Origin of the sequence: Streptomyces capoamus, from assembly GCF_014654935.1 — a bacterium.
Taxonomy (GTDB): Bacteria; Actinomycetota; Actinomycetes; order Streptomycetales; family Streptomycetaceae; genus Streptomyces; species Streptomyces capoamus.
Genome location: NZ_BNBF01000002.1, coordinates 294,253 through 310,050, shown reverse-complemented (window position 1 = coordinate 310,050; position 15,798 = coordinate 294,253). Strand labels below are relative to the sequence as shown.

20 protein-coding genes are annotated in these 15,798 nt (G+C 68.5%); 19 read left to right on the top strand and 1 reads right to left on the bottom strand.

All coding sequences use genetic code 11. From position 1 onward, the window contains the following. The 17 genes from rpsE to IE312_RS04785 all read left to right on the top strand — a co-directional run. Positions 1–424 (top strand): 30S ribosomal protein S5 (rpsE, locus tag IE312_RS38795; protein WP_229899063.1); only part of this gene is annotated, 424 nt, incomplete at its 5' end. 2 nt (positions 425–426) lie between these two features. Next, positions 427–609, top strand: coding sequence for a 50S ribosomal protein L30 (gene rpmD, locus IE312_RS04860; protein ID WP_003974250.1), 183 nt, complete (start codon positions 427–429; stop codon positions 607–609). A gap of 2 nt (positions 610–611) precedes the next feature. Then, a complete protein-coding gene (gene rplO, locus IE312_RS04855; protein WP_189978684.1) occupies positions 612–1,067 on the top strand; it encodes a 50S ribosomal protein L15 in 456 nt (151 codons plus the stop codon). A 189-nt stretch (positions 1,068–1,256) separates the two neighbouring features. Then, entirely contained in the window at positions 1,257–2,570 is a 1,314-nt protein-coding gene (secY, locus tag IE312_RS04850) for a preprotein translocase subunit SecY (RefSeq protein ID WP_189978682.1), read from the top strand. After that, entirely contained in the window at positions 2,570–3,235 is a 666-nt protein-coding gene (locus IE312_RS04845) for an adenylate kinase (protein ID WP_189978680.1), read from the top strand. Before secY ends, IE312_RS04845 begins: the two co-directional genes overlap by 1 nt. A 98-nt stretch (positions 3,236–3,333) precedes the next feature. Next, the gene (map, locus tag IE312_RS04840) at positions 3,334–4,170 is read left to right on the top strand and encodes a type I methionyl aminopeptidase (protein ID WP_189978678.1); all 837 of its coding nucleotides are present in this window, start codon (positions 3,334–3,336) and stop codon (positions 4,168–4,170) included. 153 nt (positions 4,171–4,323) lie between these two features. Then, on the top strand, positions 4,324–4,545 hold the full coding sequence (gene infA / locus IE312_RS04835) for a translation initiation factor IF-1 (protein WP_003948620.1): 222 nt from the start codon (positions 4,324–4,326) through the stop codon (positions 4,543–4,545). Between the two features lie 60 nt (positions 4,546–4,605). Next, entirely contained in the window at positions 4,606–4,719 is a 114-nt protein-coding gene (gene rpmJ / locus IE312_RS04830) for a 50S ribosomal protein L36 (RefSeq protein WP_003998809.1), read from the top strand. Between the two features lie 192 nt (positions 4,720–4,911). After that, positions 4,912–5,292, top strand: a complete 381-nt coding sequence (gene rpsM / locus IE312_RS04825; RefSeq protein ID WP_014674386.1) for a 30S ribosomal protein S13 — start codon at positions 4,912–4,914, stop codon at positions 5,290–5,292. 65 nt (positions 5,293–5,357) lie between these two features. Then, positions 5,358–5,762, top strand: a complete 405-nt coding sequence (rpsK, locus tag IE312_RS04820; RefSeq protein WP_003956432.1) for a 30S ribosomal protein S11 — start codon at positions 5,358–5,360, stop codon at positions 5,760–5,762. Between the two features lie 151 nt (positions 5,763–5,913). Then, complete coding sequence (locus IE312_RS04815; RefSeq protein ID WP_003966937.1) at positions 5,914–6,936, top strand: DNA-directed RNA polymerase subunit alpha; 1,023 nt, start codon at positions 5,914–5,916, stop codon at positions 6,934–6,936. A gap of 94 nt (positions 6,937–7,030) precedes the next feature. Next, a complete protein-coding gene (gene rplQ, locus IE312_RS04810; protein WP_189978676.1) occupies positions 7,031–7,525 on the top strand; it encodes a 50S ribosomal protein L17 in 495 nt (164 codons plus the stop codon). Positions 7,526–7,606: 81 nt separating this feature from the next. After that, positions 7,607–8,470 carry a tRNA pseudouridine(38-40) synthase TruA gene (gene truA, locus IE312_RS04805; protein ID WP_189978674.1) on the top strand — a complete coding sequence of 288 codons (864 nt, stop codon included), beginning with the start codon at positions 7,607–7,609 and terminating at the stop codon, positions 8,468–8,470. A 382-nt stretch (positions 8,471–8,852) separates the two neighbouring features. After that, positions 8,853–10,271 carry a glycosyltransferase family 2 protein gene (locus tag IE312_RS04800; RefSeq protein ID WP_189978991.1) on the top strand — a complete coding sequence of 473 codons (1,419 nt, stop codon included), beginning with the start codon at positions 8,853–8,855 and terminating at the stop codon, positions 10,269–10,271. After that, on the top strand, positions 10,271–11,314 hold the full coding sequence (locus IE312_RS04795; protein WP_189978672.1) for a glycoside hydrolase family 26 protein: 1,044 nt from the start codon (positions 10,271–10,273) through the stop codon (positions 11,312–11,314). The genes IE312_RS04800 and IE312_RS04795 overlap by 1 nt, the downstream gene beginning before the upstream one ends. Then, on the top strand, positions 11,311–13,161 hold the full coding sequence (locus IE312_RS04790; RefSeq protein ID WP_189978670.1) for a DUF3824 domain-containing protein: 1,851 nt from the start codon (positions 11,311–11,313) through the stop codon (positions 13,159–13,161). Before IE312_RS04795 ends, IE312_RS04790 begins: the two co-directional genes overlap by 4 nt. 44 nt (positions 13,162–13,205) lie before the next feature. Next, positions 13,206–13,949, top strand: coding sequence for a polyprenol monophosphomannose synthase (locus IE312_RS04785; protein ID WP_189978668.1), 744 nt, complete (start codon positions 13,206–13,208; stop codon positions 13,947–13,949). Positions 13,950–13,954: 5 nt separating this feature from the next. Here the strand turns inward: IE312_RS04785 and IE312_RS04780 are convergent, their stop codons facing one another. Continuing rightward, entirely contained in the window at positions 13,955–14,830 is an 876-nt protein-coding gene (locus IE312_RS04780; protein ID WP_189978666.1) for a hypothetical protein, read from the bottom strand. 268 nt (positions 14,831–15,098) lie between these two features. Here IE312_RS04780 and rplM point away from each other — a divergent pair, with 268 nt between their 5' ends. Both rplM and rpsI read left to right on the top strand, forming a co-directional pair. Continuing rightward, on the top strand, positions 15,099–15,542 hold the full coding sequence (gene rplM, locus IE312_RS04775) for a 50S ribosomal protein L13 (RefSeq protein ID WP_189978663.1): 444 nt from the start codon (positions 15,099–15,101) through the stop codon (positions 15,540–15,542). Between the two features lie 42 nt (positions 15,543–15,584). Beyond that, positions 15,585–15,798, top strand: a 214-nt coding sequence (gene rpsI, locus IE312_RS38790; RefSeq protein WP_368859996.1) for a 30S ribosomal protein S9, incomplete at its 3' end; no start/stop codon positions are given.

Here is a 15,798-nt window from a genome sequence, read left to right as displayed (position 1 = left end):
GGTGGGCGACGGTGACGGCACCGTGGGTGTCGGTTACGGCAAGGCCAAGGAGGTGCCGGCCGCCATCGCCAAGGGTGTTGAGGAGGCCAAGAAGCACTTCTTCAAGGTCCCCCGTATCCAGGGCACCATCCCGCACCCGATCACGGGTGAGAAGGCTGCCGGCGTCGTTCTCCTCAAGCCGGCTTCGCCGGGTACCGGTGTTATCGCCGGTGGTCCCGTGCGTGCCGTCCTGGAGTGCGCCGGTATCCACGACGTGCTGTCGAAGTCGCTCGGCTCGTCGAACGCGATCAACATCGTGCACGCGACCGTGGAGGCCCTGAAGGGTCTGCAGCGTCCCGAGGAGATCGCGGCCCGCCGCGGTCTGCCGCTCGAGGACGTCGCTCCCGCGGCTCTGCTCCGTGCGCGTGCCGGGGCGGGTGTGTGATCATGGCGCAGCTCAAGATCACGCAGGTCAAGTCCTACATCGGCAGCAAGCAGAACCACCGTGACACCCTGCGCTCCCTTGGTCTCAAGGGCATCAACACGCAGGTCGTCAAGGAGGACCGCCCCGAGTTCCGCGGCATGGTGCACACCGTCCGCCACCTCGTGACGGTCGAGGAGGTCGACTGATCATGGCGGAGCAGAACCCGCTCAAGATCCACAACCTCCGTCCCGCCCCGGGCGCCAAGACCGCCAAGACCCGTGTCGGTCGTGGTGAGGCGTCGAAGGGTAAGACGGCCGGTCGTGGTACCAAGGGCACCAAGGCCCGTTACCAGGTTCCGGAGCGCTTCGAGGGTGGCCAGATGCCGCTCCACATGCGCCTCCCGAAGCTGAAGGGCTTCAAGAACCCGTTCAAGACCGAGTTCCAGGTCGTGAACCTCGACAAGCTGGCCGCGCTCTACCCCGAGGGTGGCGAGGTCACCGTCGAGGGTCTGGTGGCCAAGGGTGCCGTTCGCAAGAACAGCCTCGTCAAGGTCCTCGGCCAGGGCGAGATCTCCGTGGCGCTGCAGGTGAGGGTCGACGCCGTCTCCGGCTCCGCCAAGGAGAAGATCACCGCCGCCGGCGGTACGGTCACCGAGCTCGTCTGAGTCCTTCGGACGACGCCTCGATGACGTAGACGATCCCGACCGGGGATACCTCACAATGAGGTATCCCCGGTTGGTCGTTCCTAGGGGGGCAGTGTCGCCGGTAAGGTGGCCTGCACTGTTCTTTTTCGTATTCGTCGAACCTCAGACCGTCACCCTTGACGCAGTTGCGCGGGGGTCGCAGGAGGCACCGTGCTCACCGCGTTCGCCCGGGCGTTCAGGACGCCCGACCTGCGCAAGAAGCTGCTCTTCACGCTGGGCATCATCGTGGTCTACCGGGTCGGTACCCACATCCCGATCCCCGGCGTCAACTACCAGGCCGTCCAGAAGTGTGTGAACGAGGCGTCGGGCAATCAGGGCCTGTTCGGTCTCGTGAACATGTTCAGCGGTGGCGCGCTGCTGCAGATCACGATCTTCGCGCTCGGCATCATGCCGTACATCACGGCGAGCATCATCCTGCAGCTGCTGACCGTGGTGATCCCGCGTCTGGAGGCCCTGAAGAAGGAGGGCCAGGCCGGCACGGCGAAGATCACGCAGTACACCCGCTACCTGACCGTGGCGCTCGCCATCCTTCAGGGCACCGGCCTCGTCGCCACCGCCCGCAGCGGGGCCCTCTTCAACGGCTGCTCGGTCGCGTCGAGCATCGTTCCGGACCAGGCGATCTTCACGACGATCACCATGGTCATCTGCATGACCGCCGGTACGGCCGTCGTCATGTGGCTCGGTGAGCTGATCACCGACCGCGGCATCGGCAACGGCATGTCGATCCTGATGTTCATCTCGATCGCGGCGACCTTCCCGTCCGCGCTGTGGGCCATCAAGAAGCAGGGCACGCTGGCCGGCGGCTGGATCGAGTTCGGCACCGTCATCGCGGTGGGTCTGGTCATGGTCGCGCTCGTCGTCTTCGTCGAGCAGGCCCAGCGCCGCATCCCGGTGCAGTACGCGAAGCGCATGATCGGGCGCCGGTCCTACGGCGGTACGTCCACGTACATCCCGCTCAAGGTGAACCAGGCGGGTGTGATCCCTGTCATCTTCGCCTCCTCGCTGCTCTACATCCCGGCACTCGTGGCGCAGTTCGCGGGGGGCAAGTCGGGCTGGAAGACCTGGGTCGAGCAGAACCTGACCAAGGGCGACCACCCGATTTACATCGTTTCGTACTTCTTGCTCATCGTGTTCTTCGCGTTCTTCTACGTGGCGATCTCCTTCAACCCCGAGGAAGTCGCCGACAACATGAAGAAGTATGGTGGCTTCATCCCGGGCATCCGGGCTGGCCGACCGACCGCTGAGTACCTGAGCTACGTGCTCAACCGGATCACCTGGCCGGGTTCGCTGTATCTGGGTCTGATCGCTCTCGTACCGACAATGGCGTTGGTGGGCTTTGGGGCAAGCCAGAACTTCCCGTTCGGCGGGACCAGCATCCTCATCATCGTGGGTGTCGGCCTCGAGACGGTGAAGCAGATCGAGAGCCAGCTCCAGCAGCGCAATTACGAAGGGTTCCTCCGCTGATGCGTATCGTCCTCGTCGGGCCGCCGGGTGCCGGTAAGGGAACGCAAGCCGTCCGGCTCGCAGAGAAGCTGGCCATCCCGCACATCTCCACCGGTGACCTGTTCCGGGCCAACATCAGCCAGCAGACCGAGCTGGGCAAGCTCGCGAAGTCCTACATGGACGCCGGCAACCTCGTCCCCGACGAGGTGACCATCGCGATGGCCAAGGACCGGATGGAGCAGCCCGACGCGGAGAGCGGCTTCCTGCTGGACGGCTTCCCGCGCAACGTCTCGCAGGCCCAGGCGCTGGACGAGCTGCTGCAGACCGAGGGCATCACGCTGGACGCCGTCCTCGACCTGGAGGTACCCGAGGACGAGGTCGTCAAGCGCATCGCCGGCCGGCGCATCTGCCGCAACGACTCCTCCCACGTCTTCCACGTGTCGTACAGCAAGCCGAAGCAGGAGGACGTCTGCGACGTCTGCGGCGGCGAGCTGTACCAGCGCGACGACGACTCCGAGGAGACCGTGCGCAAGCGGCTGGAGGTCTACCACACGCAGACCGAGCCGATCATCGACTACTACAAGTCGCAGGGCCTGGTACGTACGATCTCCGCCCTGGGCCCGGTGGACGAGATCACGCAGCGGGCACTGGAGGCCCTCAAGCGCGAGAAGGCCGAGAACAAGTAGTCCCCGGTCCTTCCGGCCGCGGTGCCTGCCCGGGCGCCGCGGCCGTACTGTTGTACAGGTATCCCAGTCGACGTGAGTGACGGAGAGCGCAGGCCCCCATGGTGCAGATCAAGACCCCCGAGCAGATCGCGAAGATGCGGGCGGCGGGCCTGGTCGTAGCCGCCATCCACGCGGCCACGCGGGAGGCCGCGGTGCCGGGTGCCACCACGAAGGACCTGGACGAGGTGGCCCGCAAGGTGCTCGCCGAGCACGGCGCCAAGTCGAACTTCCTGGGCTACGGCGGCTTCCCCGCCACCATCTGCACCTCCGTGAACGACGTGGTCGTGCACGGCATCCCCTCCGACGACGTCGTCCTCAAGGACGGCGACATCATCTCCATCGACTGCGGCGCGATCGTCGACGGCTGGCACGGTGACGCGGCCTACACCGCCTTCGTCGGCTCCGGCCACTCCCCGGAGCTGATCGAGCTCTCCCGGGTGACGGAGGAGTCGATGTGGGCCGGCATCGCGGCCATGAAGCAGGGCAACCGCCTGGTGGACGTCTCCCGGGCGATCGAGACCTACATCCGCCGCCAGCCCAAGCCGGGCGGCGGCCGGTACGGGATCATCGAGGACTACGGCGGCCACGGCATCGGCACCGAGATGCACATGGACCCGCACCTGCTGAACTACGTCGACCGCCGGCGCGGCAAGGGTCCCAAGCTGGTCCCGGGCTTCTGCCTCGCGATTGAGCCGATGGTCTCCCTCGGCACCCCGCGCACGGAGGTCCTCTCCGACGACTGGACCGTCATCACGACGGACGGCACCTGGTCCTCCCACTGGGAGCACTCGGTCGCCCTGACGGAGCAGGGCCCCCTGGTCCTCACCGCCCCCGACGGCGGCAGGGCCAAGCTCGCCGAGTACGGCGTGACGACTGCGCCGGACCCGCTCGCATAGGGATCACCCCGATGGGGCAGACTTCCTCGATTCGCCTTTCCGGGTGCGCCGACGTAGACTGACTCGTCGGCTCTCGTGCACCCGCATGTCCGCATGCGCCCGTGAGGGAAAAGTGCCGGAGTCGATCAAGGTAGTCGATTCGAAGGGCGAAGCGTGGCCAAGAAGCAAGGTGCCATCGAGATCGAGGGCACTGTCGTCGAGTCTCTGCCGAACGCCATGTTCAAGGTTGAGCTCCAGAACGGTCACCAGGTCCTGGCACACATCAGCGGCAAGATGCGTATGCACTACATCCGCATCCTCCCTGACGACCGGGTCGTGGTGGAGCTGTCTCCGTACGACCTGACGCGTGGCCGGATCGTCTACCGGTACAAGTAGATCTTGCCCGCGCCCCGGGCCCGCCCGGTGCGATGGCACTGACCCGGAGAACCTCACCCCATGAAGGTCAAGCCGAGCGTCAAGAAGATCTGCGACAAGTGCAGGGTGATCCGCCGTCACGGCCGGGTCATGGTCATCTGCGAGAACCCGCGCCACAAGCAGCGCCAGGGCTGACGCACGACCATCACCCTCTGCACCTCTATCGCAGAGATTCGCGCGACGCGAGCTGAATATGTTCATACGCAGAGCCCGAGCCATCCAGCTCGACACCCCCGGTTCGGAGGCCGGGGACCCGGTTCGTACCTGGTACGGCGGCCGGGAGCCGGTTCTGTGGAAGACCTCCGAAGATTCACCAGGAGCCATTGAATGGCACGCGTTTCCGGTGTCGACATCCCGCGCGACAAGCGCGTGGAGATCGCCCTCACCTACGTGTTCGGCATCGGCCGGACCCTCTCGAAGGAGACGCTGGCTGCGACCGGCGTCGACCCGAACACCCGCGTTCGTGACCTCTCCGAAGAGCAGCTGGTCGCGATCCGCGAGTACGTCGACAACAACATCAAGACCGAGGGTGACCTCCGTCGCGAGATCCAGGCCGACATCCGCCGCAAGGTCGAGATCGGTACCTACCAGGGTCTCCGTCACCGTCGCGGTCTGCCCGTCCGCGGTCAGCGCACCAGCACCAACGCCCGTACCCGCAAGGGTCCGCGTCGCGCCATCGCCGGCAAGAAGAAGCCGGGCAAGAAGTAGTCCGCAGCGGACACCTGTCCACGGTCTTCGCTGTAGGACCGACCACCTCCCGTAGGAGTTAGTAGATGCCCCCCAAGGGTCGTCAGGGCGCTGCCAAGAAGGTGCGCCGCAAGGAAAAGAAGAACGTCGCTCACGGCCACGCGCACATCAAGAGCACGTTCAACAACACGATCGTCTCCATCACGGACCCGTCCGGCAACGTGATCTCCTGGGCCTCCGCCGGCCACGTCGGCTTCAAGGGCTCCCGGAAGTCCACGCCGTTCGCCGCGCAGATGGCTGCCGAGTCGGCCGCCCGCCGCGCCCAGGAGCACGGCATGCGCAAGGTCGACGTGTTCGTGAAGGGTCCGGGTTCCGGTCGTGAGACCGCGATCCGTTCGCTGCAGGCCACGGGCCTCGAGGTCGGCTCCATCCAGGACGTCACCCCGACCCCGCACAACGGCTGCCGCCCGCCGAAGCGCCGCCGCGTCTGACGCACCGGTCGCTTCAGGGTTTTCCGGGCGGTACGGCCCCGTGCAACGGGCCGTATCGCCCGTACCCTTGCAGTACCCGCACTTCTCACGGGTGCGGTTTCCGTCGGACGTCAAATAGCGGGCGTCCACGAAAGAAGGATCTGATCCACACATGCTGATCGCTCAGCGTCCCTCGTTGACCGAAGAGGTCGTCGACGAGTTCCGCTCCCGGTTCGTGATCGAGCCGCTGGAGCCGGGCTTCGGCTACACCCTCGGCAACTCCCTTCGCCGTACCCTCCTCTCCTCGATCCCCGGTGCCGCTGTCACCAGCATCCGGATCGACGGCGTGCTGCACGAGTTCACCACCGTGCCGGGCGTCAAGGAGGACGTCACCGACCTGATCCTCAACATCAAGCAGCTGGTCGTCTCCTCGGAGCACGACGAGCCGGTCGTGATGTACCTGCGCAAGCAGGGTCCGGGTCTGGTCACCGCCGCCGACATCGCGCCCCCGGCCGGTGTCGAGGTGCACAACCCCGACCTCGTCCTCGCCACGCTCAACGGCAAGGGCAAGCTGGAGATGGAGCTGACCGTCGAGCGCGGTCGCGGCTACGTCTCCGCCGTGCAGAACAAGCAGGTGGGCCAGGAGATCGGCCGTATCCCGGTCGACTCCATCTACTCGCCGGTTCTCAAGGTCACGTACAAGGTCGAGGCCACGCGTGTCGAGCAGCGCACCGACTTCGACAAGCTGATCGTCGACGTCGAGACCAAGCAGGCGATGCGTCCGCGTGACGCCATGGCCTCCGCGGGCAAGACGCTGGTCGAGCTGTTCGGTCTCGCCCGCGAGCTGAACATCGACGCCGAGGGCATCGACATGGGTCCGTCCCCGACGGACGCCGCCCTCGCCGCCGACCTGGCGCTGCCGATCGAGGAGCTGGAGCTCACCGTTCGGTCGTACAACTGCCTCAAGCGTGAGGGCATCCACTCCGTGGGTGAGCTGGTCGCGCGCTCCGAGGCCGACCTCCTCGACATTCGCAACTTCGGTGCGAAGTCCATCGACGAGGTCAAGGCGAAGCTTGCCGGCATGGGCCTGGCCCTGAAGGACAGCCCGCCCGGATTCGACCCCACGGCCGCTGCCGACGCCTTCGGCGCCGACGACGACGCGGACGCGGGTTTCGTGGAGACCGAGCAGTACTGACCGTACTGACCGGTCGTTGCCGGTGAGCATCCGCTCATCGGGTTCCTGACCCCGGTACCTGACACGGCCGGGGCAGACACACAGGAGAAAGAACATGCCGAAGCCCACCAAGGGTGCCCGTCTGGGCGGCAGCGCCGCGCACGAGAAGCTGCTCCTCGCGAACCTGGCGAAGAGCCTCTTCGAGCACGGCCGCATCACCACCACCGAGGCGAAGGCGCGCAAGCTGCGTCCGTACGCCGAGCGTCTGGTCACCAAGGCGAAGAAGGGCGACCTTCACAACCGCCGCCAGGTGCTCCAGGTCATCACGGACAAGAGCATCGTGCACACGCTCTTCACCGAGATCGGCCCGCGGTACGAGAACCGCCCGGGTGGTTACACCCGCATCACCAAGATCGGTAACCGCCGTGGCGACAACGCGCCCATGGCCGTCATCGAGCTGGTCGAGGCGCTGACCGTGGCGCAGGAGGCGACCGGCGAGGCCGAGGCCGCCACCAAGCGTGCGGTCAAGGAGGCCGAGGAGGCCAAGGCCCCCGAGGCGACCGAGGCTCCGGCCGAGGAGGCCGCTGCCGAGGAGTCCAAGGACGCGTAAGCGTTCTGCCCTCCAGGGCATCAGCGGGCCCGTTCCCTTCGAGGGGCGGGCCCGCTTTTTCGTACCTGAGAGGATGTGCGGGTGAGTGATGAAGTACAGCCCGGGCACGTCCGTCTCCGTCTCGACCTCTCCTACGACGGCACCGGCTTCCACGGCTGGGCCAAGCAGGCCGGCGGCCGGCGGACCGTGCAGGGTGAGATCGAGGACGCGCTGCGGACGGTCACCCGGTCACGGGAGACCTACGAGCTGACGGTCGCCGGGCGGACCGACGCCGGGGTGCACGCGCGCGGGCAGGTGGCCCACGTGGACCTGCCCGAGGGGGTGTGGCGCGAGCACCACGAGAAGCTGCTCAAGCGGCTCGCCGGCCGGCTGCCCAGGGACGTCCGGGTCTGGGCCCTGCGGGAGGCGCCGAGCGGGTTCAACGCGCGGTTCTCGGCCGTGTGGCGGCGGTACGCGTACCGGGTCACCGACAATCCCGGGGGAGTGGACCCGCTGCTGCGGGGCCACGTCCTGTGGCACGACTGGCCGCTCGACGTGGACGCCATGAACGAGGCGGCCCGGGCGCTGCTGGGCGAGCACGACTTCGCCGCCTACTGCAAGAGGCGCGAGGGCGCGACCACCATCCGCACGCTCCAGGAGCTGAGCCTGGTCCGGGGCGACGACGGCATCATCACCGCCACCGTGCGGGCGGACGCGTTCTGCCACAACATGGTGCGCTCGCTGATCGGGGCGCTGCTGTTCGTCGGGGACGGACACCGCGGGCCCGAGTGGCCCGGGAAGGTGCTGGCCGCGGGGGTGCGGGACTCCGCCGTGCACGTCGTACGGCCGCACGGGCTGACGCTGGAGGAGGTCGGCTATCCGGCCGACGAGCTGCTGGCGGCACGGAACAAGGAAGCCCGGAACAAGCGGTCGCTGCCCGGCGCCTCCGGCTGCGAAACCTGTTAGTTACGTTGCATTTCGCTGCACTTATGCCCCATGTCTGGACTTACCGGGTGTAACCGCCCTGGTCGACTCTTACGCCGTTCATACCTCTCGATTAGTGTGGCGCCTTCCGGCCGCATGTTCGACAGGGGTGGCCGGGTTGGCTGGGGGGTCGACGGGCCGTACGGGCCCGGGGTGGGACAACGGCATGACTTCAGTGGGTCCCGTGCGGACCGGGGGGCGTCGCGCGGCGCGCCGGAGCAGCGGGCGGCGGCGCGCGGGGCGCGGCGGGCGTCCCGTGCTCGGACTGCTGCCGCTGCCGCCGACGGACAAGGAGAAGTACTCCTACGCGCACCGCAACCTGTGGATCCTGACGGTCAGTTCGCTGATCAGTTTCTGCTGTCTGGTGACGAGCCAGTTCAAGCTGGCGCAGTCCACGCCGGTGCTGTGGATCTACACCCCGCTGCTGGTGTTCACGGTCGTCTACTACCTGGTCTCGCTCCGGGTGAACGGCTTCACCCGGGACTTCGACATCGCCCACCACCGGCGGCTGGTGCAGAACTGGCGGCCCGCGGCGTACCCGACCGTCGACGTGTTCCTGCCGGTGTGCGGCGAGCCCATCGAGGTGCTGCACAACACCTGGCGGCACGTGCGGGCGATGGCCGACCGGTACCCCGGGGTCTGCGTGCCGTTCGTGCTGGACGACGGCGCGAGCCCGGAGCTGGCGGCGATGGCCCGGGACTTCGGCTTCCGGTACGGCACCCGGGAGAACCGGGGCTGGTTCAAGAAGGCCGGCAACCTGCACTTCGGCTTCGGCCGGTCCGACGGCGAGTACATCCTCATCCTCGACGCCGACTTCACCCCGCGGGCCGACCTGCTGGAGGAACTGCTGCCGTACCTGGACGACGATCCGCGGATCGGCATCGTCCAGTCCCCGCAGTACTTCCGGGTGCTCGACTCGCAGAACTGGATCGAGCGGGGCGCGGGCGCGGTGCAGGAGCTGTTCTACCGCTCCGTGCAGGTGGCCCGGCAGGGCAGTGACGGCGCCATCTGCGTCGGTTCCTGCGCGATCTACCGGCGGGCGGCGCTGGAGACCAACGGCGGTACCACGCTGATCGAGCACTCCGAGGACGTGCACACCGGCTTCGACCTGCGCGGGCTCGGCTGGGACCTGCGCAACGTACCGGTCGCCGTCTCCACCGGCGTGTGCCCGGACAACGCCGGCGCCTTCTTCAACCAGCAGTACCGCTGGTGCTCGGGCTCGATGAGCCTGCTGGGCAGCCGCAAGTTCTGGCAGGCGAGGATCCGGCTCTCCAGCCGGCTGTGCTACATGTCCGGGTTCTTCTACTACATCCACACCGCGCTGTTCACGTTCGCGGCCCCGGTCATCCCGATCGTGCTGCTGCTGATGATGCCGGAGAAGCTCAAGGTCGAGCACCTGCTCCTGGTGCTGCCCAGCATCCTTTACACCACGATCGTCTTCCCGATGTGGCACCGGGCGCCGTACCGCCTGGAGGCCTGGGCGGCCCGCATGATGTACGGCTGGGCGCACGTCTTCGCCATCTGGGACATCCTGCGCAAGAACCGCATGGGCTGGCAGCCGACCGGGTCCTCCGGCGCCAAGAAGAACAAGACCCGGCGTTTCTGGATCGGCATGTGGGTGTGGAGCGGGGGCACGGCGCTGGTCTGGGTCACCGCGGCGGTGTACCGGACGTTCACCATGAACGCCCCGGACTTCGCCCTGGTCCTGTCCTCCGGGCTGTTCTACGCGCTGGTCGTCGGCCGGGTCCTGGTGCAGCCGCGCGCGGGGGCGGAGGCCGCCTGATGCGACCGACGAAACGTTTCTCCCGAGGGTCTTCCGCCCGGGGCCGCGCCGCCCTGGCCGGCGTGCTCGCCGGCCTCCTCGCGCTCACCGGCTGCTCGCTGCTCGGCGACGACTCCGGCGGCTCGCCGCGCTCCGGCACCGGCACGGCGGTCCCGCACTCCACCGCGAGCGCCGACAAGGCCGTCCCCTACGACGTCACGCCCCTGCTGAAGCCCGCGAAGAAGTACTACGGCGTGGCCGTGCCCGGCGCCCCGACCTCGATGAAGAGCGTCGACGCGTACACCGGGATGACCGGCAAGCAGCCCAACCTGGTCGAGTACTACGCCGGCTGGGGCGACGGCTTCGACGCCACCGGGGTGCGCAACGCCTGGGCCGAGGGCGCGCTGACGCTGATGTCCTGGGAGCCCTTCGACACGCCGGTCGGCGACATCGCGGCGGGCAGGTCCGACCGGTACATCAAGGAGTACGCGACCGCCGTCCGCCGGCTGAACCTGCCCGTGGTGATCGACTTCGCTGACGAGTTCAACGGCCAGTGGGAGAAGTGGGGCACGGACCACGTGACCCCGGCCCAGTACGTGGCCGCCTGGCGGCACATCCACCAGACCTTCGTGGACGCCGGTGCCACCAACGTCATCTGGGCCTGGTCGCCCAACATCGTCAACCCGGTGCGGAACGTGAAGCTGGAGCCGTACTACCCGGGCGACGCCTACGTCGACTGGATCGGCCTGATCGGCTACTTCACCACCGGCTCCGACAACGCCTTCGACAGCGTCTTCGGACTCACCCGCGACCGGATCCGCACCTTCACCAAGAAGCCGTTCCTGCTGCTGGAGACCGCCGCCATGGCCGGCGAGCGGCGCCGCGCCGACATCCGCAACCTGTTCGCGGGCGTCGCCGCCGACGACGACATGCTCGGCTTCGTCTGGTTCAACCACAAGAAGCGCGCCGACTGGCGGCTGGAGGCCAGCCCGCTGGCGCTGAAGGAATTCAAGCGCCTGGCAGCCGACGACCGGTTCGGCTTCGACGTACGGAAGCCGTCATGACCTCACGACCGCAGTACTACACCCCTGAGCCGTACGACCCGTACGCCGACGACGAGCCGCAGGGCGGCTGGTTCAACTCCGACGGCTACATCCCGAGCCAGCCGCAGGGCTACGACGTCCCCCAGGCGTACGAGGCCCCCCAGGCGTACGAGGTCCCCCAGGCGTACGAGGTGCCCCAGGGGTACGGCAGCCCCGAGGGGTACGACTACGACCCCCGGACCTACCCGTACCAGCAGCCGGCCGACCAGCCGACCTTCGCCCTGCAGACCGTGCCGGAGGCGGAGGCGGAGGCGGAGGCGGCCGAGCCCGGGTACCACGTGCCTGCGACCCCCGAGGTCGGCTGGGACATGGCCGCCAGCCGGCGGCGGGCCTGGGTCAGCCGGGCCGTGCTGCTGTTCGTGCTGGCCGTCCAGGCGGTGCTCTCGCTGCGCCTGGCCAACTCGGCGTTCCAGGACGAGGCCCTGTACCTGTCGGCCGGCCACGCCGAGCTGCAGCACCTGCTGCACGGCACCCCGCTGCCGGTGAACTACGCGGCGTACTTCTCCGGCTCGCCGCAGCTGTACCCGGTGCTCGCCGCCGCCGTCGACGACCGCTTCGGGCTCGCGGGGGCCCGCACCCTCAGCCTGGCCTTCATGCTGGGCACCACCGCGCTGCTGTACTCCTTCACCCGGCGGCTGTTCAACGAGCGGGCCGCGCTGGCCGGCGCCGCGCTCTTCGCCGTGGTCCAGTCGACCGTCGTCATGGGGTACTTCGCCACCTACGACGCCGCCGCCGTGTTCCTGCTGGCCCTGGCCACCTGGATCGTCGTCCGCACCGACCGGGCACCCGTGGCCGCCGTGCTGCTCGCCGCGCCCGTCGCCGTGCTCGCCGTCGGCGTGAAGTACGCCTCCGCGCTGTACCTGCCGACCATCGTCGTGCTCGCGCTGCTCACCGGCTGGCCGCACAAGGGCGGCAAGGCCTTCCTGCGGATGCTGCTGCTCGCGCTCGGCATCGGCGCCCTGCTGGCGGCCGGCATGTACGGCACCGACCTGCTGGCCGGTGTGCGCCAGACCACCACCGACCGCGACCACGGCTCCGACGGCGCCGCCTTCCTGCTGCAGCGGTCGGCCGAGTGGGGCGGGCTGATGTTCCTCACCGCCGTCGGCGGCGCGCTCTCCTACGTGCGGCGCAGCCGGATGAACGAGTCTCCGCTCGCCCAGCGGCTGGGCAACCCCGGCTGGCGCTGGCGGGCGCTGCTCGGCCTGCTGCTGTGCGGCACCGCCCTGCTGGCGCCCGCGTACCAGGTGCACCTGGGCACGGTGGTCTCGCTGTTCAAGCACGTCGGCTTCGGACTGCTCTTCGCCGCGCCGATGGCCGGCGTGGGCGTGACCCGGCTGATCGGCGCCCACTTCCGCTACCCCCAGCTCGGCATCATGCTGTGGACTGCGACGCTCTGCCTCGGCATCTCCCAGGCGGACTGGCGGTTCGGCGTCTGGCCCGACTCCGCGAAGATGATCCAGGTCATCGATTCCCACGTGGACCGCACGGGCCACTACATGGCGTCGACGCCCGAGGTCCCCGTCTACTACCTGCGCGAGAAGACCAGCCAGCGGCAGTGGCAGGGCGCGTTCGCGATGGAGTACACGGACCGCAAGGGCCGGCACCACGTCGGTGACGCCGGCTACCGGGCGGCGCTGCGCGACGGGGCGTACGACCTGATCGTCCTGGACGGGCTGACCAACCCGCGGGTGGACACCGTCGTCGCGGACGCCCTCAAGGGCAACGCGCACTACCGGCTCCTCGCCGACCTGCCGTTCCGCAACTCCAGCGGCACCGGGCACTACCGCATCTGGGTCAAGACCTCCTGACCGCGGCCTCCTGATCAGACGCACACGGGGAAAGAAGAGCAACGATGACGCACGACGTGACACCGGTCACCGTGGTGATGCCGACCTACAACGAGGCGGCGAACCTGCCGGGCATGGCCGAGGCGGTGCTCGCGCTGCCGCTGGACGGGCTCCACCTGAAGGTCGTCGACGACTCCAGCCCGGACGGCACCGGGCGGATCGCCGAGGAGCTGGCCGAGCGGTACAACCGGCCCGGCATGCGCCGGATGAGCGTGCTGCACCGCACCGGGAAGGACGGGCTGGGGCGGGCGTACGCGGCCGGCATGTCCGCCGCGCTGGAGGAGGGCGCCGCCTACGTCGTCCAGATGGACGCCGACGGCAGCCATCCGGTGGAGGCCGTGCCCCGCATGCTCCGGGCGGCCCTGGAGTGCGACGCCGGGCTGGTCGTCGGCAGCCGCTACGTCGAGGGCGGCTCGCTGGACGAGGCGTGGGGCGCGCACCGGGTGCTGCTGTCCCGCTTCGCCAACCGGTACGCGCGTGCCGTCCTCGGCACCGAGATCCGGGACATCACCGCCGGCTTCAACCTGTGGTCGGCGCCGACCCTGCGGGACGTGGACCTGTCGTCCCTGGACAGCGCGGGCTACAGCTTCCAGGTGGAGCTGAAGTACAAGGCCGTACGGGCCGGGCACCGGGCCGTGGAGATCCCCATCCGCTTCACCGAGCGGACGGAGGGTGAGTCCAAGATGACGCTGCGCACCCAGCTGGAGTCGGCGGTGATCCCGCTGCGGCTGCGGCTGAGGCGGCGCTAGCCGGGCTACCGGTTCGCGGCGGCCGAGGCCTGTGCCTGCCCGCGGCGGTTGATCTGGTTCGCGGTGAACTGGGCCAGGTCGTTGCCGGTGCGGAAGACCTTGGTGTCCTTGGTGGTGACGTTCTTGCCGCTGGTGAAGCCGGAGATCGTGAAGTAGGCGTAGCGGCCGTAGGCGTTGCGGGTGGAGCGGCAGAACGCGCCGGCGCAGAACGGCTTGACGCCCTTGCCGAACAGCGAGCGCACGATGCTCCGGTCGTCGGTCTGCGCCTTGGCCTTCGTGGCCTGGGCCGCGGTGTCGAACACGGCGACGCCGACGGTGACCGCGATGCCGCCGTTGCTGTAGGTGGTGCGCATCAGGCGGGTGCAGCCGTTGGCGGTGAGGATCTTGGGCAGGGTGCCGCCCGCGGCGGAGGCGCAGCTCGTGGTGTCGGCCGTCAGGCCCTTCTTGTACACCGTGCCGCTCATGGTGAGCTGCTTGCCCGGGAACAGGGTGTCCGGGCCGAGCGGGGCGGTGTCCTTCTTGGCGCTCGATATGAAGTCCGCGGGGTTCAGCGGCGGCGGGGCGCTGGTGGGCGCGAAGGACGGCGTCGCACTGCCGGAGCCCGGGATGGAGGCGCTGGCGGGCAGGGCGCTGGGGCCGGCCTGCGGATCACCGCCGTTCGCGGAGACGACGGCCATGGCGACCGCGGTGCCTATCGCGACCGTGGCGAGCCCGCCGCCGGCTATGAACAGCACCCTGCGGCGCTTGTTGCGCGTCTCCGAGGCCTCGGCGAGCGCGGCCCAGTCCGGCGAGCCGTCGTCGGCTCCGCTGGTCCACGGCTGCTGCGATTGCGGTTTCCAGGGATCCCACTGAGACTGGGGTCCCCCCTGCCCGTGATTCATGGGGCGCATCTTAGACGGGGGGCCGGAGGTGCGGGGTCCGTCCACCGGCCTGCCTCGTTTTGACCCGTCCGGGGGCCGCCCGGTAACCTACTTCTTCGTTGTGTATTGGCTTGCTCATTCTCACGGGACGGGCCCTTACACCGGTCCACCGGGCCGATGACCAGCGACCCCACGTACGCGGTATGCGTCGCCGCAGTGGGTGAGGGCTGTCGTGATCGTTTCGGTGACCTTGTTTAGGACCATTCACTCGAAGCGAAGGCTACGAACCGTGCGTACGTACAGCCCCAAGCCCGGCGATGTGACGCGCCAGTGGCACGTCATCGACGCTCAGGACGTTGTCCTGGGTCGTCTCGCCACCACTGCTGCGACCCTCCTGCGGGGCAAGCACAAGCCGATCTACGCGCCGCACGTCGACGCTGGTGACTTCGTCATCATCATCAACGCCGACAAGGTGCACCTGTCCGGCAACAAGCGGACCCAGAAGATGGCGTACCGCCACTCCGGCTACCCGGGTGGTCTGCGCTCCGTCCGCTACGACGAGCTGCTGGCGAAGAACCCCGAGAAGGCCATCGAGAAGGCCGTCAAGGGCATGCTCCCCAAGAACACCCTGGGCCGTCAGATGCTCACCAAGCTGAAGGTCTACTCGGGCGACCAGCACCCGCACGCTGCCCAGCAGCCGGTGCCGTTCGAGATCACCCAGGTCGCGCAGTAAGTCCGGCCACCCCCTAAGACTGAACAGAATCTGAGGAGTATCGTGGCCGAGACCACTGCCGAGCAGCCGCTCGAAGAGCTTGACATCGACAGCTACACCACCGAGTCCGAGGTCCCCGTCGAGGGTGAGTACACCTCGGAGTCCCTGGCCTCCCGCTTCGGCGAGCCCCAGCCGGCCGCCGGCCTGGGCCGCCGCAAGAACGCCATCGCCCGCGTCCGGATCGTCCCGGGCACCGGCAAGTGGAAGATCAACGGTC